Below are 22,127 nucleotides of genomic sequence, written 5' to 3'. Positions count from 1 at the left end.
TAGTTACTTGGATTTTGCCTGTTTAACGTGCTCTTCGAGCTCGGTAAAGCCAGGACGCTCAGTGGAGTACAGGACTTTGCGGCCAAACTCGACGGCAATCGGTGGTGCATAACCATTCAGGCTGGCCAGCAACACGACTTTAACAGTCTGGAAACTCTTGCTGGACTCTTCCAGCTTTTGTTCCAGCAGGCCGGACAACGGGCCAATAAATCCATAAGCCAGCAAAATACCGAGGAAAGTACCCACCAGCGCGTGGGCAATGAGGATACCCAGCTCAGCAGGTGGCAATGCCACGTTTTCCATGGTGTGCACCACGCCCATCACCGCCGCCACAATACCAAACGCCGGTAAGCCGTCGCCCAGTTTGGCAATACAATGGGCAGGTACATGGCCTTCCATATGGTGGGTTTCCAGTTCGTTATCCATCAGGTTTTCTACCTGGAACGCATCCATATTGCCGGACACCATGAGACGCAGGTAATCGCAGATAAACTCGACCAGATGATGATCGTGCACAATGGAAGGATATTTAGTAAACAAAGCACTGGATTCAGGGTCTTCGATGTCTTTCTCAATCGACATCAGGCCATCCTTGCGGATTTTGGTCAGGATTTCGAACAACAAGGCCAGCAAATCCATATACAACTGCTTGTTATATTTAGAGCCTTTAAACAAGGTGGGAATGGCTTTCAAGGTGGCTTTAATGGCTTTGGTGTCGTTACCGACAATAAAAGCCCCAAACGCACCACCGAAAATCATCATGACCTCCAGCGGCTGCCATAGCGCACCCAAATGGCCGCCAGCCAGCGCGTACCCCCCAAACACCATGCCACAAACTACGACATACCCAATGATGACAAACATGCTTTTGCTCCACTTTTAGCAGTTAACTACACGTAGCATAGCAACCAGGAGCCATATTCATTTTTTCAAATAAAAGGGATTTAGCCAGCCAAATTCGCTGGCTTGAGTCAATTTAGAGGGAGAACAGCTAGCATCACATAGCCAACTGCATGAGGATGTTAGACCGCAACCAGCGCGCTGTTTGCCAGCAAAGCTTCCAGTGCTTCATGGGTGAGCGGCCTCGAGTAGTAAAAGCCCTGGCCGTAATCACAGTGTATAGATTGCAGCAAACGGTGCTGTTCTTCTGTTTCTACGCCCTCCGCCACCACTTTCAGGCCCAGTTTATGCGCCATGACAATAATCGCCTCACACAGGTGCAAGTCGCTGCAATCATGTTTGATGTCTTGCACAAAGGCTTTGTCAATCTTGATGTAGTCAATATGAAACTTGTTCAGGTAAGCCAGTGACGAGTAGCCGGTGCCAAAATCATCAATGGCCACCTGTATCCCAGCATCTGCAAAGCCCAGCAGTTTCTTTTGTGTGACTTCGGATTGCGCCATCATGGTTGACTCGGTGATTTCGACAATGAGGTGCTCGCCGGACAGGCCGATTTCCTGCAAAAAGGCTTGCCAGGCAGGCACATCGTTGCCCATGTTAAATTGCACGGGAGACTTGTTGATACTGAGCTGCAATGGCAGTTGATAGCGATCTATCCACTGCTTGAGCTGACGGCTGGCAGTCTTGAATACCCAGTCGCCCAGCGGATGGATAATGTCTGTTTCCTCGGCAATCGGGATAAACTCCATCGGTGCCAGTTGCCCTAGTAGCGGATGATTCCAGCGGATCAACGCCTCAGCCTTCTCAATCCGGTTGGTTGTCAGATTGAAAATCGGCTGATAGTGCAGTACAAACTCATTGTTTTGAATGGCAAAGCGTAAATCCACCCCTAGCTGATGGTGCTTGTCCAGCGAGGTTTGCATGGCCGGAATAAAGTACCTGGCCTGGTTGCGGCCTTTGCGCTTGGCTTCATACATGGCCTGGTCTGCATGCTTGATGAGCTCCTGATCGGTATGCCCATCCATGGGATACACCGTAATACCGATACTGGCCGCCACATACACCATATTGCCATCTTCAAGGGTAAAAGGCGCGTTGAGTTTTTTGAGTAGTTTGGCACTGACGTGATCGATGTCGGCACGCTGATTCAACGACGGCATCAGTGCCACAAACTCGTCGCCGCCAAAACGCGAAACCATATCCGACTGGCGGAAACAATCGCGTATTCTGGTGCTGACTTTAAGCAGCAATTCGTCGCCAATATCGTGGCCCAGCGAATCATTGATCTCCTTGAAATGATCGAGGTCGATGAACATGACGGTTAAACCATGCATCTCCCGTTTCGCCTTGTTCATTTCCAGGTTCAGCCTATCCATGAATAATCTGCGATTGGGCAAATTGGTCAGCGTATCGTAATTGGCCTGCCGCCAGATCAGTTTTTCCACATACAGCTTTTCCGTGATGTCGCGCGCAATTTTGGAAGCACCGACAATATTGCCTTCGGAATCGTAAATTGGCGATACCGTGACCGAGAGATGCACCTGTTTGCCAGACTTGTGCAAACGTATGGTCTGGAAATGATCGACCTTCTCACCGGCTTTGAGCTTGTTCAGTATCTGGGTTTCTTCGTCAATGCGGTCTGGCGGAAAGATCGTCAGCATGGGCTTGCCTATCATTTCTTCTGCCGTATAGCCAAAAATATGCTCTGCCGCCCTGTTCCAGCTGGTGACTACCCCTTCCAGCGTTTTACTGATAATGGCATCATCAGAAGACTCAACGATAGAGGCCAGGTTGTTTTTATACTTGGTCAGTTCATTGAGGGCTTTTTCTTTAAAGATCAGGTCAGTCAGGCTCTCAACAATGCTGGCAATGCCTTCAATCCCGCCCTGCACATCCAGAATGGGCGAAATAGTTACCATCACATGCAATGGCCGTTGATCCTTGTCCAGGCGCACCGTGCGCAGTTGCAACAAGCGCTCGCCGCTGCTGATCTTCTCAATAATGCTTTTTTGCTCGTTTAATTTGTCGTCTGGAAAAATACGCGTGATATGACGACCAAGCATTTCCTCTGCCGAATACCCAAACATGCGCTCAGCGGCTGCATTCCAGCTACTCACCAGCCCATCCAGCGTTTCACTGATAATGACCTGGTTGAGTGAGGCCAGCAAAGACTGGTAATGACGGCTAGATAGCGCTTCGCGCAGGTGGGGCTCAGACTGCATCACACTGACTCCTGATTGGTTAAGCTGCATCAGTCATATCGACAGGATTGGCTGAAAATTAACCGGCAGGCACACAGGATAGTTAAAATACTTTGCCTACCTTTAGACCCGCGAAAGCGCGTTATCAAAGCTTAGGGGTGTGATGGGGATGGTGTTGCGTCGATGCAGTACACATACAAGGCTGGCGCATTGACTGCAGGATAGATAATGCGGCTGGCATCGACCGCCGTGACTGGAAACTCCGAACTCACAAACAAGCTGCCTGGACGCATTTCCTGTTGCACTTTTTGCCAGACATCACTCATCACGGCTGGCGATAGATAGGCAAAAACCACATCCAGCGTTGCAAAATCGAGGTCGCGGTAATCGCCTAGGGTAAATTTAACGCTGGTGCCGGAGAAGATGGCACGCACGGCACTGATAGCCCAGGGCAACGGGGCAATTTCGATGCCTGAAACTTCATCGTGTATGCGTTGTTTGGCCAAAAACATGGCGATATCACCAATGCCGCTGCCGATGTCGAGTACTTTCAGGGAGTGGTCGTCTGCATGCTGTTCCAGAATATGGTGCATGGCACGCCAGGTAGACGGAAAAGACGGGTAAAACGGGACGCGTGTGTTATGTACAGACCAGTATAAAGCCAGGGTGATGACAAAACCGGCAAAATACACCGTGGCAGGCAACGCCACCTGCTGCATAAAAATCACAGCCACCGGAAAAATCACATGGATCCAGCGCCACCAGACCGGCATGCGCGCAGCTTTCGCGAGCACACTGACAACGCAGATATGAGGTAATAACCAGAACCAGACCGAATCCAGCCGGATGCCCAAACTACGTAGTTCAAACGCAAATACGCTGTTGATCACGCCAGGCGCCAGGCCCGTCATCAACAGCATACTCACACATTGGATCAGCAAGGCCTGGGACCATAATCTTTTTGGCAAGAGACGCTGCGCCCATGGCTGGGATGGCAACGCCTCTACCGGAAGTTCTACCGAGTGCATGCTGTATCCTTCATTTCGCAGGATATATCATCGCCTGCGCATCACCTGTTAAGCAGTCATTGAAACCAGTTTGTAGCTGAGTTCTTTGGCTTTTTTGGTTTTACCAGCACGTGAAGGCACGTGGCACAGGTTGCATACATAGTTCTGGTTCAGGTCGTAGCTGTTGACGATATAGTTACCGCCGCAGCAATGACAGACTTTGGTTGTCAGCATTTTGCTTTCGATAAAGCGCACCAGGGTCCAGGCACGGGTCAGTGACAGTACAGGCTCTTCTTGTTGCGCTGCATCAGGATTTTGTACTTGCTGCATATACAGGGTGTAGGCTTTGATAATGGCCTGGATACCGTCTACGCCAGCGTAATCCACCATAAAGCGATAGATATTGTAGAAAATGGAAGAATGGATGTTTGGCTGCCAGGTCAAGAACCAGTCGGTTGAGAATGGCAACATGCCTTTTGGAGGAGAAACGCCTTTCATCTCTTTGTACAGCTTGATCAAACGCTCACGGGACAATGTCGTTTGAGATTCCAGCAATTGCAGGCGTGCGCCCAGCGAGATCATTTGCATTGCCAGTTGAATTTGTTCTGCTTCGTTTACTACACTCTTCTTTTGCATGATAACCCTCTTTTCTATTTCTTATCGACAGATGGAAACGTCTACACTGTTATACAGTGGAGTCGGCAGCCTGGGCAGACATCAGTACTGCAGTATGCAGATGTGCTTGCGCTGGGTCTTTGGAGTAGCTGGTCAACATGCCCAGGATTTCGCTGTCATCAAAACGGAAGCGAGTCAGCAACATATTGGTATTACAGAGTTTGAGCAATTGCAGGTTAGTCAGGTTTTCCAGCAGGTCTGCAATTTCCTTATTAATACCGAGGCGGAAAATCGCAGTGGCTTTGTCAGCGCGGATCAGTTGTTGGGCCAACATCAGATAGTTCAGGTTGGCATCTTTGATTTCAGCGAGTAAATCGTTTTGCATGTTCATGATCTTGTCTCCGTTTTTTTAGCGTTAATTTAAGTCCGCCTGAGCGTTAGGCGTACTTTGCGCGCAATCATGAAGAGCAACAATCAGGGTTTGTCGGTTTCTTTTGTAAGACAGACGAAAACAGCCATGTAGGTGTTTGTCTGACAAACCCCTACATGGCAATCACCACAACTATAAATATCAATAAGTTATGGAGTAATTTTAATGTTACACCGCAACAACTTTACGTCTATGTTCGCAGCATTGTGATCAATCCAATTCAAAAAATAATTAAAGTTTTCCTGTTGTATTCCGTAAACAACTGTTTTTTGTCTGTTTCGTCTGGGTTTAAGGCTTTCATAAAAACTATTTGTGCTATCCCGGTTAACGACAGCACAAACTAAAACTTTAGGGCTGCGCCTCAAAAAAAACCAACAAATCTCATAAGCAATTGTTTTTAAAAGAGTAATAATTTTATTATTTGCACTTATTAACATCCAGAAAGCCGTAACTGATAGAAAGCGGCCAATAAGCCCTTTTATTCCAGACATAAAAAAGCGTTTTTCTGGCCAATAATCACTCATAAGAAATACAACTTGTGCGTTGTATCCGTGAAACGAAAGAGTTTAGGACATGGCAGCTGAAGACAGCGATATGGAAAAAACCGAAGACGCGTCCCCCAAGCGATTGGAGAAGGCACGCGAAGACGGCGACGTTCCCCGCTCTCGCGAACTGGCTGCGTGTGCGGTGCTGTTCACCAGCGGCATGGCGATCATGATGCTGAGCCGCCCAATGGGTGATGCATTGAAAAACGTGTTGAGACAAGGCTTGAGCATTGACCATGCCATGGCCTTTGAGCCGCAACTGTTGATCGTGCACATGATGAAAGTGCTTGAGCAAGCCTTGTGGGCATTTTTGCCACTGGCCGTGATTATTGTCTCAGTGGCCGTGGCTGCACCGATTCTGGTCGGTGGCTGGGTGATGTCACAAAAATCCCTGGTGCCTAACTTCGGCAAGCTCAACCCGATCAAAGGCCTGGCTAATCTGTTTTCCAAAAACTCGCTGGTCGAGTTATTGAAGTCGATTGCTAAAACAATTCTGGTGGCGTCTGTGGGCTACACCATCGTTAAAAAAGATTTGCAGCCTATGCTGAGTTTGTCGCAGATGCCTTTGGCAACCGGGATCAGCACAGTCAGTGATTATATGGTGACCGGCTTCCTGACCATTGCTTCTGCGCTGGTGTTGATTGCGGTGATTGATGTGCCCTACCAGCTCTATCAATATGCGCAGAAACACAAAATGACCAAGCAAGAGCTGAAGGATGAATCCAAAGAGTCAGAAGGCAGCCCTGAGATTAAAGGCCGTATCCGCCAGCAACAACGCGAGATGGCCCGCAGAAGAATGATGAGCAATGTGCCGCAGGCAGATGTGGTGATTACCAACCCAACCCACTATGCGGTGGCGATTCGCTATAAAGAAGGTGAAAACGGCGCACCGATTGTGGTCGCTAAAGGTGCAGATGTGATTGCACAGAAGATCAAGGAAATCGCCGCGGAACATGAAGTCATGACGCTGGAATCACCAAAACTGGCACGTGCCTTATATGCACATGCCGAACTGGAGCGCGAGATTCCACAAACGCTTTATGCCGCAGTGGCCGAGATTCTGGCTTATGTGTTCCAACTGCGTGTGTTTAAACAGCATGGTGGCGTGCGCCCTGCGATGCCAGCCAACGTGCCAGTACCAGATGCGCTGGATCCACATGCGCTGAATGCCGCGCCAGCAAGTGCGGCAGAAATTGAATAATTGCAGGCTTAGGAGTTTACGATGAACAATTGGCAACAATGGATGGGAAAAATGGACGGACGAGCAATCGCCGCGCCACTCATTATTGTATTGCTGCTGGCAATGATGATCCTGCCGTTACCGGCCATCATGCTCGATGTGTTCTTCACCTTTAATATTGCACTGTCTATCCTGGTCTTGATGATAGGCCTGCAAACCACCAAACCGCTGGACTTTATCGCTTTCCCTACCGTGCTGTTGATGACCACCATGTTGCGCCTGGCGCTTAACGTGGCGTCTACCCGCGTCGTGCTGACGGAAGGCCATGCTGGTCCGGATGCGGCAGGTAAAGTGATTGAAGCCTTTGGCCACTTTTTGATTGGCGGTAACTACGCCGTCGGTATTGTCGTGTTTGTAATCCTGACCATTATTAACTTTACCGTGATCACCAAAGGTGCTGGCCGTATTGCTGAAGTCGGCGCCCGTTTCACCTTGGATGCGATGCCAGGTAAACAAATGGCGATTGACGCTGACCTGAACGCAGGCCTGATTGGCGAAGACGAAGCTCGCCGCCGCCGTAAAGAAGTCGGTCAGGAATCTGAATTCTACGGCGCAATGGACGGTGCCAGTAAATATGTCCGTGGTGATGCCATTGCCGGTATTTTGATCATCATTATCAACATTGTTGGCGGCCTGATTGTCGGCATGGTGCAACATGACCTCGCCTTTGATGAAGCGGTTAAAAACTACACCATGCTGGCGATTGGTGATGGCCTGGTGGCACAGATTCCTTCACTGGTGATTTCAATTGCTGCCGGTGTGGTGGTTTCCCGCGTGGCTAACAATGAAGACATTGGCGGCCAGCTGATTAGCCAACTGTTTGAAAACCCACGCGTGCTGACCGTGACTGCCGGTATTATCGGTGGTATCGGCCTGATTCCAGGCATGCCTCACCTGGCCTTCCTCGGCCTGGGCGGCTTGCTGGGCGGCATGGCTTACAGCGTGAAACAAAAGCAGGAAAAAGCCAAACAACAAGCCGTGCTGGAACCACAACCGGAAGATAAACTGGCGCCCGCCAGCGAAGCTGAAGAAGCCACCTGGAATGATGTGTTGCCAGTCGATACCATTGGCCTGGAAGTCGGTTACAGACTGATTCCTCTGGTGGATAAAGGCCAGGGCGGCGAGCTGCTCAAACGTATCAAAGGCATCCGCAAGAAGTTTGCCCAGGAAATCGGCTTCTTGGCGCCTACCGTGCATATCCGCGACAACCTGACCCTGAAACCAAACGCTTATCGCATCACCATGAAAGGTGTTGAAATGGCCAGTGGTGAATCCAACTACCACCAGATGCTGGCGATTGACCCGGGCGCAGTGACCGGCGAGCTGGATGGTGCCAGAACCACTGACCCGGCCTTTGGCCTGCCAGCGGTGTGGATTGAGCCAGACCGCAAAGAATATGCCCAAAGCCTGGGCTATACCGTGGTGGATGCGGGCACGGTGATTGCCACCCACCTCAATCATATTATTTCGCTGAATGCTGGCGAATTGCTGGGCCGTCAGGAAGTACAGCAATTACTGGATCACCTGGGCAAAGAATCCAGCAAGCTGATTGAAGAAATCGTGCCAAAAATGATTACGCTGTCCAGCCTGCAAAAAGTATTGCAAAACCTGCTCAACGAAGGCGTGCATATCCGTGATATGCGCTCCATCCTCGAAACGCTGGCTGATCATGCGCAATATACTCAGGACACCAATGACCTGACCTCTATGGTGCGCATCAAGCTTGGCCGTGCCATCGTGCAGGACCTGTTCCCTTACAGCAATGAAATTACCGCCATGACGCTGGATGGCCAACTGGAAAGACTGCTGCTGCAGGCTTTGCAAAACAACCAGTCCAACCAGAGCGTGATTGAGCCTGGCATCGCCGAAAGACTGTCTCAACAGACTGAAGTCGCCGCCAGACAACAAGAGCAAATGGGCCTGACCCCGGTATTACTGGTGGCTGCCCCGCTACGCCAGGCTTTATCCAGATTCTTAAGAAGAACCGTCCCGCATCTCAGAGTGCTGTCGCATGACGAGCTGCCAGATAACAAATCCATTCGTGTCACCAGTTTAATCGGAGCGCAATAATATGAATATCAGAAGATTCTTTGGCAAAAATGCACGTGAAGCATTGGCGCAAGTCAAACAGGCATTAGGCGACGATGCCATTATTGTTGCGAACCGCAGTGTCAATGGTGGCACCGAAATCATGGCCATGCTGGAAACGGATATTGCATCCAACGCCAGTTCAGCGCCGACCGAGACAGGTATGGAGCAATCGCGCAGCTTGCTGGACTTTGTCAATGCACAAGGCCAGCCAACGCGCCAGGCAGCACCACAAGCGGTGATGCCTGCCCCTAGCGTACAACACAACGCGCCTGTGGCTGAAGAAGCTGCCGCCAACGAAGGCGCGATCATGGATATGCTGAAACAGCATAGCGAACAACAGGAACAGGCTTACCAGGTAGCGACGCAAACACTGGAAGACAAAATGATGGGCATGATGCAGGAAATGCGTCAGATGCGCAGCCATTTTGAAACCCAGATGAGTGCCATGACCTGGCAGCATCATTTGCAACACAGCCCGGCTAAATCCAAAGTGCTGAGCACCCTGCTCTCAGCCAACTTCAGCGCCTCACTGTCACGCCAGATTGCTGAAAAAATGCCAAACCACATTGATGTCAACAAAGCGCCGATGTGGGCCAAAGAAGTCATCAGCCGTAACCTGCATACGCTGGACGACGAAGATGCATTGCTGGACCGTGGCGGTATCTACGCCCTGGTTGGCCCGACAGGGGTGGGTAAAACCACCACCACAGCCAAACTGGCGGCACGTTATGTGATGAAACATGGTACACAGAACCTGGGCCTGATCACCACCGACAGCTACCGTATCGGCGGTTACGAACAACTGCGTATCTACGGCAAGATCCTGGGCGTGATGGTGCATGCTGTCAAAGACGAAGAAGACCTGAAAATTGCACTGAATGAGCTGAAAAACAAGCACATGATCCTGGTGGATACCGTTGGCGTCAGCCAGCGCGACCAGGCGGTCACTGAGCAGCTCTCTATGCTGAGCCGTGCAGATAGCCCGATTCAGAAGTTGCTGTGCCTGAATGCCACCTCTACCGGTGATACGCTGACCGACGTCATGCGCAGCTACAAAAAACATGATATCGCCGGTTGTATCGTCACCAAACTGGACGAAGCCGCCGCGATTGGCAACGTGCTGGATGTATTGATCCGCGAACGTATGCGCCTGTTCTACACCACCAGTGGTCAACGCGTGCCTGAAGATATTGAAGTGGCCGACAAGCCAGCCCTGATCGAACGCGTGTTGACACCGCATCAGGCCAGCTTGCCTTACCAATACCTGGATGAAGAGTTACCGCTGGTGATTTCCAGCATGATGCAAACCGCTGGCCAGGAGCAGCAACATGTTTAACTACCGCGACCAGGCGGATGGCTTGCGCCGTATCATGGCCAAGACATCGGCACGGATTATCAGCGTGATTGGCGCCAATGGCCAGCCAGCCACGCCATGGATGCGCAATCTGGCACTGGGCATGCTTGCCCCTGAACAACGCTTGCTGTTGATACACGCCAACCGTCAGCCAGGGCTAGCGCATTCATTACAGTCCATCGTGACCAACAACAGTGCACTCAAGCGCGCCATCCTCAAACATCCGCAAGGCTATGACCTGACCTGTTTGGCCGAAAATGACCTGTTAACCTCGCCTTTATCTCAGGATTTAAAACTGCAGTTGGACGGTATAGTGAAACAACTTTCGTACGATTACGATACCGTCATGATTGAAGCACAGCTGGATACGCAAGACCACAGCCTGATGATGCCACTCATTGCAGAGCATGAGCTGGTGATTCAAATGGACAGATCTGACACCGCCATTAAAGCTGCCTATGTGACGATCAAGCACATCAGCCAGCAGCATGGACAGATCCCGTTGGGCGTGGTGGTGACAGGGGCCAATCATGATCAGGGTCAACAATACTTTATGCGCTTGAACCAGGTATGCAAGCAGTTTCTGGGCGTCACGCTGGACTTTATCGGCGCCATGCCGGCAGAAGTCGCGGCTGAACAGAAGAAAGCGGGCAATGCCAAGGCTGCGGTTGCCGAAGCAGGCCAGACCGCATTGGCTTTTAAATCAGTGGCACATCGTCTCGAAAAGCAACGGATCACCACGCCATCACTGGCTGTTGCCTAAAGTAAAAAGAGGAAAAACATGTATACCGCTAAAGGCACGACTAACAATACCGACCAGATGCTGAAACAGCATAGCGGTCTGGTTAAAAAAATGGCTTATCAATTAAAAGCCAAGCTGCCCTCCTGCGTCGAGCTCGATGACCTGGTGCAAGCAGGCATGATAGGCCTAATGGATGCGATTCAGCGTTATGAAGATAATCACGGCGCACAATTTGAAACCTACGCCTCCCAGCGGGTGCGTGGTGCCATGCTGGATGAGTTGCGCGGTGCCGACTGGTTGCCACGCGGTATCCGCAAAAACATGCGCGATATCGAGGTCGCCGTACAGCAACTGGAACAAAAGTTTGGCCGTCCACCTACCGAGTCAGAGATTGCCAAGCACATGAACTTCACGCTGGATGATTACTATGATGTACTGAGCGACTGCCAGGGTCACCAGTTGATTTACTACGAAGACTTTCAGGACGACGATGGCGGCGAGCACTTTCTGGACCGTTATGTGGATGACGACACCAGTGATCCGGTCAAATCCTTGCTGGAAAGTGATTTCCGCGAAGCATTGATTGACTCTATCGACCATTTGCCTGAGCGTGAAAAATTGCTCATGGGCTTGTATTACGAGCAAGAGCTCAATTTAAAAGAAATCGGCGCCATCATGAGCGTGTCCGAATCACGCGTCTGTCAGTTGCATAGCCAGGCCGTGGCCCGTTTACGTGCCTCCATGCGCGATAAGTCCTGGACCGGAGTGGCCTGATGGACTGGGGCAGTATTGCCGGGCTGGTCATTGCCCTTGCCGGACTGGTGTTTGGCCAGGTCATCGATGGCGGCCACCTCAACTCATTAATGCAGCCAGCGGCCTTTGCGGTCGTCATTCTCGGCACCACCGGGGCGGTACTGCTGCAAACCGAGTTCAAGCTGTTTATCAAAGGCATACGCATGCTGCGCCTGGTGTTTGTACACCCACAGGACGACAGAAAAAAGCTCGCTATTAAAATCAACCAGTGGAGCCTGCAGGCGCGCAAGGAAAGCGTGTTGTCACTGGAAAGCTATATCAAGCGCGAACAGGATCCTTTTGTACGCAAAGGCTTGCAGTTGCTGGTTGACGGCACGCCCGCCGACCGCATTCGCGAAGTCTGCGCGATTGATATGTATTACTATGAATTACAGGAACGCGAAGCCACCAAAATCTGGTCAGCTGCGGGCGGTTATGCGCCCACCGTGGGTATTCTGGGTGCCGTACTGGGCCTGATTCACGTCATGGAAAACCTGTCTGACCCGGCCAAAATTGGTAGCGGCATTGCCGTTGCTTTTGTGGCCACCATTTATGGCGTCGCCCTGGCCAACCTGGTCTTCCTGCCGATTTCAAACAAATTAAAAGGCCATGTCCAGCACGAAATGTCCAGGCGCGAAATGCTGCTCAATGCCTGGGTGTCGATTGCGCGTGGTGACAATCCGAAACTGGTCACCGAGCGCCTGGAATCCTATCTACACTTGCGGGAATCCTGATGTACAGGCGCCAAAAACTGGACGACGATGATGAGAGCCATGACCGTTGGCTGATTTCTTACGCCGACTTTATCACCCTGTTGTTTGCCTTTTTTGTGGTGATGTATGCCACCTCGACCATCAACCTGAACAAGTACCGTGCACTCTCCAGTGCCGTGGTCACGGCCTTTCAAGGTAAACCAGGCCAAATGGATGCGCCTGAGTCTCAAACACAAGCCACTTTGCAAAACCAGAGCTCAGTGCTCAAACCCCTGCCCTTGAGCTATTTGTATCAAGAGAAAAAGCAGCGCGATCAGGAAAAGGTACGCGCCATTGGTCAACAGCTAGCCCATGCACTTACGTCCTGGATAGACGAGAAACTGGTCACTGTGTACCAGTCCGAACTCGGTATTGAGGTCGATATTCAAAGCAGCCTGCTGTTTAACAACAACCAGACAAGCTATACCGCGCAAGCCCCTGCTGTCTTGAACGCGCTGGGCGCGCAGCTGAAAAACGAATACCGCACCATACAGATTGAAGGCCATAGCGATAAACAACTGTTTAGTGGTCAGCCAGAGGCGGAAACCAAACGCTGGGAGCTGACGGCGGCACAAGCCGCTCATATGGCTGCCAGCCTGGTTGCACAAGGCATTGCCAGCAAACAACTGACGGCTATCGGCATGGCAGAAACCAAACCAGTTTCCAGCAGCGATAATGCCTTGGCACAAGCCATGAATACGCGCATGACCATACGCATCTTAACGGCCGAAAGCAGCGCCCAACAAACCAGCAATGTGGCTAACAGGCAAGAGATACAGGCGGGATCTGTAGATGCGACACCAACGCCTGAAATTTCGGACGTCCCCGCGCCCGCCTCACAACAAGTGCCAGGGGCATCTGGCGCAACAAACTCATAAGCGCTTAAACCAGCGCGCCCTGCAACCAGTCGTTAAACTGTTCAATCGGCATCGGCTGTCCAAACAAAAAGCCCTGGTAGCGGCGACAACCGTTATTCAACAGCAACTCCATCTGCTCTTGTGTTTCCACGCCTTCGGCAATCACACTCAGGTACATGCTTTGCGCCATGGCAATAATCGTCCTGACAATGGTGCGATCATGGCTATCGGTAACAATATCGTTCACAAACGAGCGGTCGATTTTCAGTTGGTACAACGGCAGCTTTTTCAAATACTGCAGTGAGGAGTAGCCTGTGCCAAAATCATCCAGTGAAAACTGGATGCCCAACTGGCTCAGTTCGGCCATGATACGCACGGCATCATCCACGTTCTCAAGCAAGACGCTTTCTGTCAGCTCTAGGCGCAATGCATTAGGATTAATCTGGTGGCGTTGAATACATGCTTTGACCATGGCCACAAAATTGGCCTGGCAAAATTGACGCGCACTAATATTGACCGACAAACTGAGTTCCCGCGTGTTTAATGAACGTTGCCACAGTGCAATTTGTGCACAAGCCTGGTCTAGCACCCACATGCCGATTTCGATAATCAAGCCGCTGGTTTCTGCCACAGCGATAAATTGCAGCGGTGAAATCAAGCCGCGCTGCGGATGCAGCCATCTTAACAAAACCTCTGCACCAAATGGGCGGCCGGTGTGGTCAACCTGCACCTGGTAATGCAAGCGCAGCTGTTGCTGCACGATGGCTTCACGCAGCTCCGTTTCAAGCATCACCTGCGTCGCAATTTCGGTTTGCATGCCAGGCTGATAGACGCAGGCATGATTACGCCCACCCTGCTTGGCTTTGTGCATGGCAATATCAGCCGCTTTTACATAGTCAGTGTCGCTGGCGCTGATATCGTTAAAGTTGCATAAGCCCATGCTGGCCGTAATCGGCAACTTTTGGCTACCGATTTTAAACGGGCGTTCAAAGACCTTTTGCAGTTTACGCTGCGCAGACAATAGCTGCTGCAAGGCTTTATCCTCGGATGCCGCGAGGCCCGATAACAAGACCAGGAACTCATCGCCGCCCATACAGGCAATAAAGTGCTGCTCGGCCACCTTTTGCAAGCGTTCTGCGACTTGCTGCAACAAGCTATTACCTGCTGCATGGCCATGCGCTTCATTAATCCATTTAAAGTGATCGAGGTCGATATATACCACGCCCCAATGTTCACCCGTTGCAGGCTGCATGCGTATTTGCTGCAACACCTCATAAGCTCTTTTGCGGTTGGGCAAGCCGGTCACAGGCTCCAGGTAAGCCAGGCTTTGAATCGACTCTTGTGACAAATGCCTATCAATTACCAGGCTCATTAATTTGGTCGCTTGCTCAATCATGGATTGTTCAAGCGCGCTTGGGGTTTGTGGCTGGCGATAATAGATAGCGAACGCACCCAGCACGTCCCCATCCGCAGTTAAGATCGGCTCAGACCAGCCTGCTTGCACGCCAGAGGCCGATGCAGCCTCACGGTGATTCACCCAATAGGGATGCGTCATCACATTCTCGACCATCACCCGTTGCTTGAGGGCGATAGACGTGGCCAGGGAACCATTACCCGCCTCCAGCTGCAACTGGCGCAATGTTTGTAGCAATGCTTGTGGTAACGACGGGGCAATCACTGTTTGTACTAACTTGCCCAGATTTTTGGTCAGCACCAGCGCGCAATACACATCCCTGTGCATGGCCTCAATATCGCGCACCATTTTTTCTAAAATCCTGAACGCATCCTGTTCTTTTAAGATCAGCTCCAGGATAGAAAACTGGAAGCGTTCATAGGCAATCGCACGTAGCTTCTCTTGTTGAAACGCCAGCGCGGCCTGTTGTTCATTAGTCGTTTCGCGTACCAGCAGCAGTCTACGCGGCTCACCTGTCGGCAAGCTAAAGTAATAGACATTACATTCCAGCCAGCGGTTGTGGCTATCATGGCAGGCAATTTGTATGGTGCGCTGGGTGATTTCAGGTGTAGGCTGGGCTAGAATGGCTTTAATTGGATCATGTGTGATCAATGGCAGGCAAGCCCACAAATCACAGCCTGACTCAAGTGTATGACAGACCAGCACAGAACCGCCATTGCCGAGCTGATCGGCTTCTGCGGCAATGTAAAAACCGGAGTAATCGACCAGAGAACGCCATTGGTCAAAGGCGTGAGTTAAGTCAAAAGAAGCACCCAGGCCAATCGAAGTGCTCAAACTCGCCGAAGCCTCAGCACTGCACGCAGCGTTCAAGGCCTGACCTGCCAATGCAATTGCATTGGGCTCGAGATTTACTATAGACATCGCATACTTTCACAACCGCAGTGCAAAATCTAACTGCCGACAACTGGGCACCCTCTGCCCGTCGGTTGTTAAGATGACACACCCCCGAAGAATTTTAGTTGGGAGTCAATCCAGCATTGGCTGCTCCCTTTTGTATTTACGATGATGTGACAAAAAGCAAATCAGTGTCAAGACAATTTCACGCCTATACAGCGACATTAACAACTGTCATCGGCGACCGTCACATAGATGTGACAACAGGCGGTCAAAACTCCATTTTCCGGCCCCCTGCGTGACCAGGGGCAGCAGCATTAGCAGGTAAATCAGCGGCAGTTTATAGTTACCAAACCCATCGCCTTCCACATCCTCAAAACGATATCCCATAAACAAATCAGCCATACTGCGCCAATGTTCCGGCCAATGCACACTGGCAATCGCTACCACGGTCACCACCATCAGGCTGAGACTGAAAAAACGCGTAAACAGCCCTAGCAGCAAAGCCACCGCACCAACCAGTTCAAAGGTCATGGCCATGTTCCAGTTCACCTCTGCTGGCAATAAACTAAACGGGAAAGGGAATTGCAAATCTGCAAACCAGTTTTGGCCATGCAGCTTGGCCCAACCAGCCTCACCAAACTCCCAGGCCAGGATCAGGCGTAAGAGCAAACCGGGTAGCCAGTCATTGACGGTATGGAGCGTTAAAATCAGCGCTTGATATTTGCGTACTAAAAAAGGGGGTGTGAAGCGTTGAAACATGATTAGCTGCCTTTCTAAAATTGAAGTTGTATCACTTAGTCTTCAATCTAGAAAATACCTTACATATCAGCGCTAACTTTTTCTATTTTTTATAAAAACAGGTAGGCGAAGTGTAATCAATAGCGCAAATACCAGGCTATAAATCACTGGCTCAGTCACATCTTTTTTTACCAGCCACCAGAAATGCAGCAACACCAGCACGCCAATCACGTACACCAGTTTATGCAGGCTTTTCCAGCGTTGCCTGAGTGCTTTGATCGCACGCTGGTTAGAGGTGGCGGCCAGCGGCAAGGTCAGCAACAAAGCGGCAGCCCCTACTAAGACATATGGATGCTTGACGATATCCTTGGCAATATCCGCCCAGTCAAACTGGTAATCGAGCCAGAGATAAGTCGTCACATGCAGGCAGGCATAAGCAAACATCCATAACCCCAGCAAGCGACGCACGGCAATCAGCCAGGCCTGCTGCGTCAGATAGCGCAGTGGCGTGATGCCAAGTGAGAGTAATAAAAAGACCAGCGCCCAGGTGCCGGTAGAACGTTCAATAAACTCAACCGGGTTTGCGCCCAGCCCATCGGTGAACCCCAGGTAAATCAAGCGTAAGACAGGGATAAATGCCCCCAACCAGATCAAGGCTTTTAGCCATAAAATCCGGTTTTTTGCAGATAGCACAGCTAACCACTGCACCAGATATTGCATCATTCGCATGTTAGAAGTTTTTTTGTAAATCCATGCCTGCATATAACTGCCCTACTTCGTCATAACCATTAAACAGCCTGGTTTTAATGCGCCCGGCAAATAAACCAGCCCCGATACGTTTTTCTGAGGATTGTGTCCAGCGCGGATGATCTACCGCCGGATTCACATTGGCATAAAAGCCATATTCACGCGCGCTGGCTTTCATCCAGCTGGTATGTGGCATTTGTTCTACAAAACGAATCGTACTAATCGCCTTAGCGCCTTTAAAACCATATTTCCAAGGCACCACCAGCCGCACAGGCGCGCCGTTCTGGTTAGGCAACACCTTGCCATACAAGCCCACGGCCAGAATGGTTAGTGGCTGCATGGCTTCGTCCATACGCAGGCCTTCAATATAGGGCCAATCCAATACAGGAATGCGCGCGCCAGGCATATGGCGTGGGTCGTTATAAGAAATAAATTCAATATACTTGGCATTGCCCGTGGGCTGCGCCCAATCAATCAGCGCCTTCAATGGCAGTCCCACCCACGGAATCACCATAGACCAGCCTTCCACACAGCGCATGCGGTAAATACGCTCCTCCAGCGGAGCCAGCTTCATCAGTTGCTCAATACCAATGGTTTTGCTTTGCTTCACAGCGCCTTCAATCTTGATCGTCCACGGCGTCGGTTTAAATAACACGGCCTCACGCGCGGGGTCTTCCTTGCCGGTGCCAAACTCGTAATAATTGTTATAGCTGGTCACATCCTCAAAACTAGTCAGTTTTTCTTCTTTGCCAAAAGCTGTTTTCTGAAAGTCTAGCGTTTGTGCCGCTTGCAACTGCGTCGGCAACAAAAGACCCGCCGCCGCCACACCCGCGACCTTCAATACCGTGCGGCGTTGCTCAAACAAGGCTTGTGGTGTGATCTCAGATGGCAAAATACCGCTAGGATTGCGGCGATTGTTATCGAGTAGCATAGCGTTTCCAGTCTTAAATGATTACTGATGCGTATTTGTCGCATATGACAGGAAAACCTTACAGGGGATTCCAGCAAAAAGGTAAATCTTTTGCAAGTGAGGCGCTAGGACGATAGAACGGGCTTTCAAAAACAAAAAAGGCGCCTAAAGCGCCTTTTTCACTGCGTAGCTAAGCGAATTAAGCGCGCTTGCGTTGCACTAAAGAAACAACTGCCAAGCCTGCCAGCAAAAAGCCTAAGGTATCTGGCTCAGGCACGACACTGTTGCTCACACTCGCCTCTGTATTCACACCTAATGCAATAGAACCCAGACCGCCCGGCACTTCATTTTTCACAACCAGTGCCAGCGAATTGAATTCGCCAGAGATCGCCGCAAAGGTATAGCTCAAATATGTCAGGCCGGTACCACTGGCGCTTGTCCATGACCAATCGCCTACATCCACACCATTGACCAGTACATCCCAATCTACTGACGCGCCTTGTGACAGCACATTCTGAGTGACATTCAACTCCAGTTCCAGGCTAGTGGCGCCAAACAGGCCTGACCCGCTAAACGTTTCACTCACTTGATCACCACGTGAAACAGACCAAAAATAGCCGATATCTGTTGCAGAAAGTGACCCGACAGAACTCACCACATTGGAAGTGTAGCTTGGAAAATTAAAGTTGTATGTGGCGGCATGTACCATGCTTGTGCCTGCCAGCATAAATGCAGACAATGCCGCACCTACGATGCTTTTTATAGCGATCGTTTTCATTGAAAATCTCCCCTATATATATACATTAATTAAATTGATGCCGGCGCAATGCTAGTGCATTTTAATGGCAATGTCGAGTGACACTCAGACTAGGTCATCTTTAGTCATTATTCATGCATCAAGATGGAGACATCACGGCGTTCATTGTTGCGCGTGACCTATTTGGTTTTCGCCAGCAATTCGTCCAGTTCAGCATCTTTCAACTTGGCTGCAATGGTTTCAGCTTGTTTAACCAATGACGCAGCGCCCGCGGCATCGCCTTGTGCACGTTTGCTTTCTGCCCAGTAAATGGCAGTTTTAGCTTCATAGAACTCACCACCATTCTCATGGGCATACTCCATCAGGCGTTGATAGGTTTTGTCGGCACTAGCGTAATCTTTTTTTGCTGAAAACAACTTACCCAACGTCAGGCTCGCTTCTGCATACTGGTCAGGCGTACCTGACTTACGCAACATCATCACGCCCTTGAGTTGGTGTTCAATGGCTTTATCACTTTGCTGCAATTGTTGATAGGCCATGGCTTCGTGGATATGGCTATCAGCGCGCTCGTCATCGTTCATGGCCAGTTTTTCGCCGGTTTCAAATGAGTTCAGCGATTCAGCATATTGGCCAATCTCGAAATAAGCCTCGCCGATCAGGTTGTGGGCAATACGGGCGTAGCGGCGCATATTTTGCTGCTCGCTGAATTTGAGGGCTTGCTGGTAGCTTTCAATGGCGGCCTCATGCACTTTAGCTTCAAGCTGAGCGTTGCCCAACAACATATGGGCAGAAATCAGGTCCAGGCCTGTCGGTTTCAGGCTGATGGCTTGTTTAAAGCTTTGTTGCGCAGCGGCATTTTGCGCCAGGGCTGACTGTGCACGGCCTTTACACAGCCAGAACTCCGCCTGCCTGGCATGCTGCTCTGCGACTTGTATGGCTTGTGCATACTGCCGGTTTTTAACCGCGCTATCGCATGCTTCCAGGGCAGCATCCTTAGCCACAGACTCATTAATAATCAATAAATTAAGAATTAATGTTAAAGTTAATTTGGGATTCATATTAAAACAAGTCCGATTGTGTTGGTAAGGTTTCCGACGTTAACTGGGGCACTGCCTCTGGCGCTTCTGCAGATGATTGCAGCATAGCGAGTAAGGCCGATTCATCCAGCACAGGGATATTCAACTGCTGCGCTTTTTCGAGCTTGCTACCAGCCTCTGCCCCGGCGACAACATAGCTGGTTTTGGCCGACACGCTACCGCTGACTTTACCACCCACGGCTTCAATCATGGCCTGCGCCTGATCGCGTTTGAGCGTCGGCAAGGTGCCGGTGAGCACAAAGGTTTTGCCGGCAAACGTGGCTGATGTGGTGGTTTTGGCGATATCGGCCCAATGCACGCCAAGCGCACGCATCGCAGCAATGACTTCGCGGTTATGAGGCTCCTGGAAAAACTGGTAAGCGGCTTCGGCCACAATCGGGCCAACGTCGTTGACTTGCATCAGTGCTTCGACATCGGCAGCCATCAAGGCATCCAGGTTGCCAAAATGCTGCGCCAAATCTTTTGCTGTCGCCTCGCCGACATTGCGTATGCCTAGCGCGTAAATAAAACGTGGCAAGGTGGCTTGTTTGCTTTTTTCAATGGCGGCCAGCACATTCTGCGCAGACTTCTCGGCCATGCGCTCCAATTCGCTCAATACGGGCAGGCTCAGGCGGTAAACATCGTCCAGGTGATGCACCAGATCGCGTTCAACCAGTTGATCCACCAGTTTCTCGCCCAAACCCTCAATATCCATGGCGCGGCGTGAGGCAAAGTGGGTAATGGCTTGTTTACGCTGCGCCGGGCAAATCAGGCCGCCGGTACAGCGCGCCACAGCTTCATCTTGCGGCCGGACGACGTGTGAGCCACATTCCGGGCATACAGAGGGCATGACAAACACGCGCGCATCTGCTGGTCGCAATTCAGGCTTGGCGGACACGACTTCAGGAATCACATCCCCTGCCCGCCGTACAATCACGGTGTCGCCGATATGAATATCCTTACGGCGCAACTCGTCTTCATTGTGCAAGGTGGCATTCGTGACGGTGACGCCGCCAACAAAGACGGGCTTTAGACGTGCCACAGGGGTAATCGCGCCCGTGCGCCCCACTTGCACGGTAATATCCTCCACCACGGTAATTGCCTCTTCTGCGGGGAACTTATGTGCAATTGCCCAGCGTGGCGCACGCGAGACAAATCCCAGTGCATCTTGCAAGCTAAACGCATTCACCTTGTAGACCACGCCATCAATATCAAATGGCAAGCTGCTACGTTTGGCACCAATCTCGGCATAATAATCACGCAAGCCTTGTGCGCCGGTTTTAACACCACGCAACTCAGAGACAGGAAAACGTAAATCGGCCAGGTACTGCATGGCCTCAGCATGAGAATGCAGTTCAGGTACACCTTCGCTAGCACCAAGGCCATAGGCGAAAAAATGCAGAGGCCGCTTGGCGGTGATATTCGAGTCTAGTTGACGCAAGCTGCCTGCCGCAGCATTGCGCGGGTTGGCAAATAGCTTGGCGCCAGCGGCGGCTTGTTGCTGGTTGAGCTTTTCAAAGTCTTTTTTCAGCATCAGCACCTCACCACGCACTTCAAGCAAGGCAGGCGGCTGCGCAATATTCAAGCGACCGGGGATAGCCCGTATGGTTTTCAGGTTATGCGTCACATTTTCACCGGTATAGCCATCACCACGTGTTGCGCCTTGCACAAATACACCGTGTTCATATGTCAGTGTGATCGCCAGGCCATCAAACTTCGGCTCTACCGCATAGTCCACTTGCGACTGGTCTGTGCCTTCTCGCACACGACGGTCAAACGCCTCGAGCTCGTCATCACTAAAGGCATTATTGAGCGACAGCATGGCCTGCCGGTGCTGTACGCTGTCAAAAGCAGACAGCGCCAGGCCGCCGACACGCTGGCTGGGTGAGTCTGCTGTAATCAGTTCGGGATATTGCTGCTCGATAGCCAGCAATTGTCGGTAAATGCCATCGTATTCATTATCACTGACCAGCGGCGCATCCAGCACATAGTAGTGATAATCGTATTCGGCAATGCGCTGCTTAAGCTGTTGTAAAAGCAGCGCAGCTTCTTGAGCTGGCAT

20 protein-coding genes are annotated in these 22,127 nt (G+C 51.0%); 7 read left to right on the top strand and 13 right to left on the bottom strand.

Annotation, left to right across the window (positions count from 1 at the left end):
• Window positions 1-3 precede the first annotated feature (3 nt).
• The 6 genes from motA to INP79_RS08665 form a co-directional block, all read right to left on the bottom strand.
• Window positions 4-864, bottom strand: a complete 861-nt coding sequence (gene motA / locus INP79_RS08690) for a flagellar motor stator protein MotA (RefSeq protein WP_194753771.1) — start codon at window positions 862-864, stop codon at window positions 4-6.
• A 158-nt stretch (window positions 865-1,022) separates the two neighbouring features.
• Complete coding sequence (locus INP79_RS08685) at window positions 1,023-3,122, bottom strand: bifunctional diguanylate cyclase/phosphodiesterase (RefSeq protein ID WP_194753770.1); 2,100 nt, start codon at window positions 3,120-3,122, stop codon at window positions 1,023-1,025.
• Between the two features lie 131 nt (window positions 3,123-3,253).
• Window positions 3,254-4,129, bottom strand: a complete 876-nt coding sequence (locus tag INP79_RS08680) for a class I SAM-dependent methyltransferase (RefSeq protein ID WP_228519769.1) — start codon at window positions 4,127-4,129, stop codon at window positions 3,254-3,256.
• Between the two features lie 48 nt (window positions 4,130-4,177).
• Entirely contained in the window at window positions 4,178-4,744 is a 567-nt protein-coding gene (gene flhC, locus INP79_RS08675; protein WP_194741946.1) for a flagellar transcriptional regulator FlhC, read from the bottom strand.
• Window positions 4,745-4,793: 49 nt separating this feature from the next.
• The gene (flhD, locus tag INP79_RS08670) at window positions 4,794-5,114 is read right to left on the bottom strand and encodes a flagellar transcriptional regulator FlhD (protein WP_019882294.1); all 321 of its coding nucleotides are present in this window, start codon (window positions 5,112-5,114) and stop codon (window positions 4,794-4,796) included.
• A 188-nt stretch (window positions 5,115-5,302) separates the two neighbouring features.
• Entirely contained in the window at window positions 5,303-5,677 is a 375-nt protein-coding gene (locus INP79_RS08665; RefSeq protein ID WP_194753769.1) for a hypothetical protein, read from the bottom strand.
• A 49-nt stretch (window positions 5,678-5,726) separates the two neighbouring features.
• Between INP79_RS08665 and flhB the strand changes: the two genes are divergently transcribed.
• From flhB to INP79_RS08630, 7 genes are read left to right on the top strand one after another with little or no spacing between them, the layout of a single operon-like run.
• Window positions 5,727-6,899, top strand: a complete 1,173-nt coding sequence (gene flhB / locus INP79_RS08660; RefSeq protein ID WP_194753768.1) for a flagellar biosynthesis protein FlhB — start codon at window positions 5,727-5,729, stop codon at window positions 6,897-6,899.
• A gap of 21 nt (window positions 6,900-6,920) precedes the next feature.
• The gene (flhA, locus tag INP79_RS08655) at window positions 6,921-9,008 is read left to right on the top strand and encodes a flagellar biosynthesis protein FlhA (protein WP_194753767.1); all 2,088 of its coding nucleotides are present in this window, start codon (window positions 6,921-6,923) and stop codon (window positions 9,006-9,008) included.
• Between the two features lies 1 nt (window position 9,009).
• Window positions 9,010-10,365 carry a flagellar biosynthesis protein FlhF gene (gene flhF, locus INP79_RS08650; protein WP_194753766.1) on the top strand — a complete coding sequence of 452 codons (1,356 nt, stop codon included), beginning with the start codon at window positions 9,010-9,012 and terminating at the stop codon, window positions 10,363-10,365.
• Window positions 10,358-11,146, top strand: a complete 789-nt coding sequence (locus INP79_RS08645; protein WP_194753765.1) for a hypothetical protein — start codon at window positions 10,358-10,360, stop codon at window positions 11,144-11,146. Before flhF ends, INP79_RS08645 begins: the two co-directional genes overlap by 8 nt.
• An 18-nt stretch (window positions 11,147-11,164) precedes the next feature.
• A complete protein-coding gene (locus tag INP79_RS08640; RefSeq protein ID WP_194741940.1) occupies window positions 11,165-11,899 on the top strand; it encodes an RNA polymerase sigma factor FliA in 735 nt (244 codons plus the stop codon).
• Window positions 11,899-12,651: a flagellar motor protein gene (locus tag INP79_RS08635; protein WP_194753764.1), complete on the top strand. Its 753-nt coding sequence runs from the start codon at window positions 11,899-11,901 to the stop codon at window positions 12,649-12,651. Before INP79_RS08640 ends, INP79_RS08635 begins: the two co-directional genes overlap by 1 nt.
• Entirely contained in the window at window positions 12,651-13,547 is an 897-nt protein-coding gene (locus INP79_RS08630; protein WP_228519768.1) for a flagellar motor protein MotB, read from the top strand. Before INP79_RS08635 ends, INP79_RS08630 begins: the two co-directional genes overlap by 1 nt.
• Window positions 13,548-13,551: 4 nt before the next feature.
• Here the strand turns inward: INP79_RS08630 and INP79_RS08625 are convergent, their stop codons facing one another.
• The 7 genes from INP79_RS08625 to ligA form a co-directional block, all read right to left on the bottom strand.
• Window positions 13,552-15,861, bottom strand: a complete 2,310-nt coding sequence (locus INP79_RS08625; protein ID WP_194753763.1) for a bifunctional diguanylate cyclase/phosphodiesterase — start codon at window positions 15,859-15,861, stop codon at window positions 13,552-13,554.
• 207 nt (window positions 15,862-16,068) lie between these two features.
• Entirely contained in the window at window positions 16,069-16,596 is a 528-nt protein-coding gene (locus INP79_RS08620) for a DoxX family protein (protein ID WP_194753762.1), read from the bottom strand.
• 72 nt (window positions 16,597-16,668) lie between these two features.
• Entirely contained in the window at window positions 16,669-17,295 is a 627-nt protein-coding gene (locus tag INP79_RS08615; protein ID WP_194753931.1) for a protein-methionine-sulfoxide reductase heme-binding subunit MsrQ, read from the bottom strand.
• A gap of 10 nt (window positions 17,296-17,305) precedes the next feature.
• A complete protein-coding gene (gene msrP / locus INP79_RS08610) occupies window positions 17,306-18,253 on the bottom strand; it encodes a protein-methionine-sulfoxide reductase catalytic subunit MsrP (RefSeq protein ID WP_194753761.1) in 948 nt (315 codons plus the stop codon).
• A gap of 178 nt (window positions 18,254-18,431) precedes the next feature.
• The gene (locus INP79_RS08605) at window positions 18,432-19,010 is read right to left on the bottom strand and encodes a PEP-CTERM sorting domain-containing protein (RefSeq protein ID WP_194753760.1); all 579 of its coding nucleotides are present in this window, start codon (window positions 19,008-19,010) and stop codon (window positions 18,432-18,434) included.
• Window positions 19,011-19,168: 158 nt separating this feature from the next.
• Window positions 19,169-19,990 carry a hypothetical protein gene (locus tag INP79_RS08600; RefSeq protein ID WP_194753759.1) on the bottom strand — a complete coding sequence of 274 codons (822 nt, stop codon included), beginning with the start codon at window positions 19,988-19,990 and terminating at the stop codon, window positions 19,169-19,171.
• 58 nt (window positions 19,991-20,048) lie between these two features.
• Window positions 20,049-22,127, bottom strand: coding sequence for an NAD-dependent DNA ligase LigA (gene ligA / locus INP79_RS08595; RefSeq protein WP_194753758.1), 2,079 nt, complete (start codon window positions 22,125-22,127; stop codon window positions 20,049-20,051).

It is taken from the genome of Methylophilus sp. QUAN (assembly GCF_015354445.1).
Lineage (GTDB): Bacteria > Pseudomonadota > Gammaproteobacteria > Burkholderiales > Methylophilaceae > Methylophilus.
The sequence above is the reverse complement of the archived record's forward strand: the minus strand, read 5'-3'. Positions and strand labels throughout refer to the sequence as shown.

What these genes read in the sequence shown, in the direction of transcription:
- INP79_RS08630 (WP_228519768.1), top strand. Translation starts at nt 12,651, where the DNA reads ATGTACAGGCGCCAAAAACTGGACGACGATGATGAGAGCCATGACCGT.
- msrP (WP_194753761.1), bottom strand. Translation starts at nt 18,253, where the DNA reads ATGCTACTCGATAACAATCGCCGCAATCCTAGCGGTATTTTGCCATCT.
- INP79_RS08625 (WP_194753763.1), bottom strand. Translation starts at nt 15,861, where the DNA reads ATGTCTATAGTAAATCTCGAGCCCAATGCAATTGCATTGGCAGGTCAG.
- flhD (WP_019882294.1), bottom strand. Translation starts at nt 5,114, where the DNA reads ATGAACATGCAAAACGATTTACTCGCTGAAATCAAAGATGCCAACCTG.
- flhB (WP_194753768.1), top strand. Translation starts at nt 5,727, where the DNA reads ATGGCAGCTGAAGACAGCGATATGGAAAAAACCGAAGACGCGTCCCCC.
- INP79_RS08680 (WP_228519769.1), bottom strand. Translation starts at nt 4,129, where the DNA reads ATGCACTCGGTAGAACTTCCGGTAGAGGCGTTGCCATCCCAGCCATGG.
- INP79_RS08645 (WP_194753765.1), top strand. Translation starts at nt 10,358, where the DNA reads ATGTTTAACTACCGCGACCAGGCGGATGGCTTGCGCCGTATCATGGCC.
- flhF (WP_194753766.1), top strand. Translation starts at nt 9,010, where the DNA reads ATGAATATCAGAAGATTCTTTGGCAAAAATGCACGTGAAGCATTGGCG.
- motA (WP_194753771.1), bottom strand. Translation starts at nt 864, where the DNA reads ATGTTTGTCATCATTGGGTATGTCGTAGTTTGTGGCATGGTGTTTGGG.
- flhA (WP_194753767.1), top strand. Translation starts at nt 6,921, where the DNA reads ATGAACAATTGGCAACAATGGATGGGAAAAATGGACGGACGAGCAATC.
- ligA (WP_194753758.1), bottom strand. Translation starts at nt 22,127, where the DNA reads ATGCCAGCTCAAGAAGCTGCGCTGCTTTTACAACAGCTTAAGCAGCGC.
- INP79_RS08640 (WP_194741940.1), top strand. Translation starts at nt 11,165, where the DNA reads ATGTATACCGCTAAAGGCACGACTAACAATACCGACCAGATGCTGAAA.
- INP79_RS08620 (WP_194753762.1), bottom strand. Translation starts at nt 16,596, where the DNA reads ATGTTTCAACGCTTCACACCCCCTTTTTTAGTACGCAAATATCAAGCG.
- INP79_RS08605 (WP_194753760.1), bottom strand. Translation starts at nt 19,010, where the DNA reads ATGAAAACGATCGCTATAAAAAGCATCGTAGGTGCGGCATTGTCTGCA.
- INP79_RS08615 (WP_194753931.1), bottom strand. Translation starts at nt 17,295, where the DNA reads ATGCAATATCTGGTGCAGTGGTTAGCTGTGCTATCTGCAAAAAACCGG.
- INP79_RS08665 (WP_194753769.1), bottom strand. Translation starts at nt 5,677, where the DNA reads ATGAGTGATTATTGGCCAGAAAAACGCTTTTTTATGTCTGGAATAAAA.
- INP79_RS08685 (WP_194753770.1), bottom strand. Translation starts at nt 3,122, where the DNA reads ATGCAGTCTGAGCCCCACCTGCGCGAAGCGCTATCTAGCCGTCATTAC.
- INP79_RS08635 (WP_194753764.1), top strand. Translation starts at nt 11,899, where the DNA reads ATGGACTGGGGCAGTATTGCCGGGCTGGTCATTGCCCTTGCCGGACTG.
- flhC (WP_194741946.1), bottom strand. Translation starts at nt 4,744, where the DNA reads ATGCAAAAGAAGAGTGTAGTAAACGAAGCAGAACAAATTCAACTGGCA.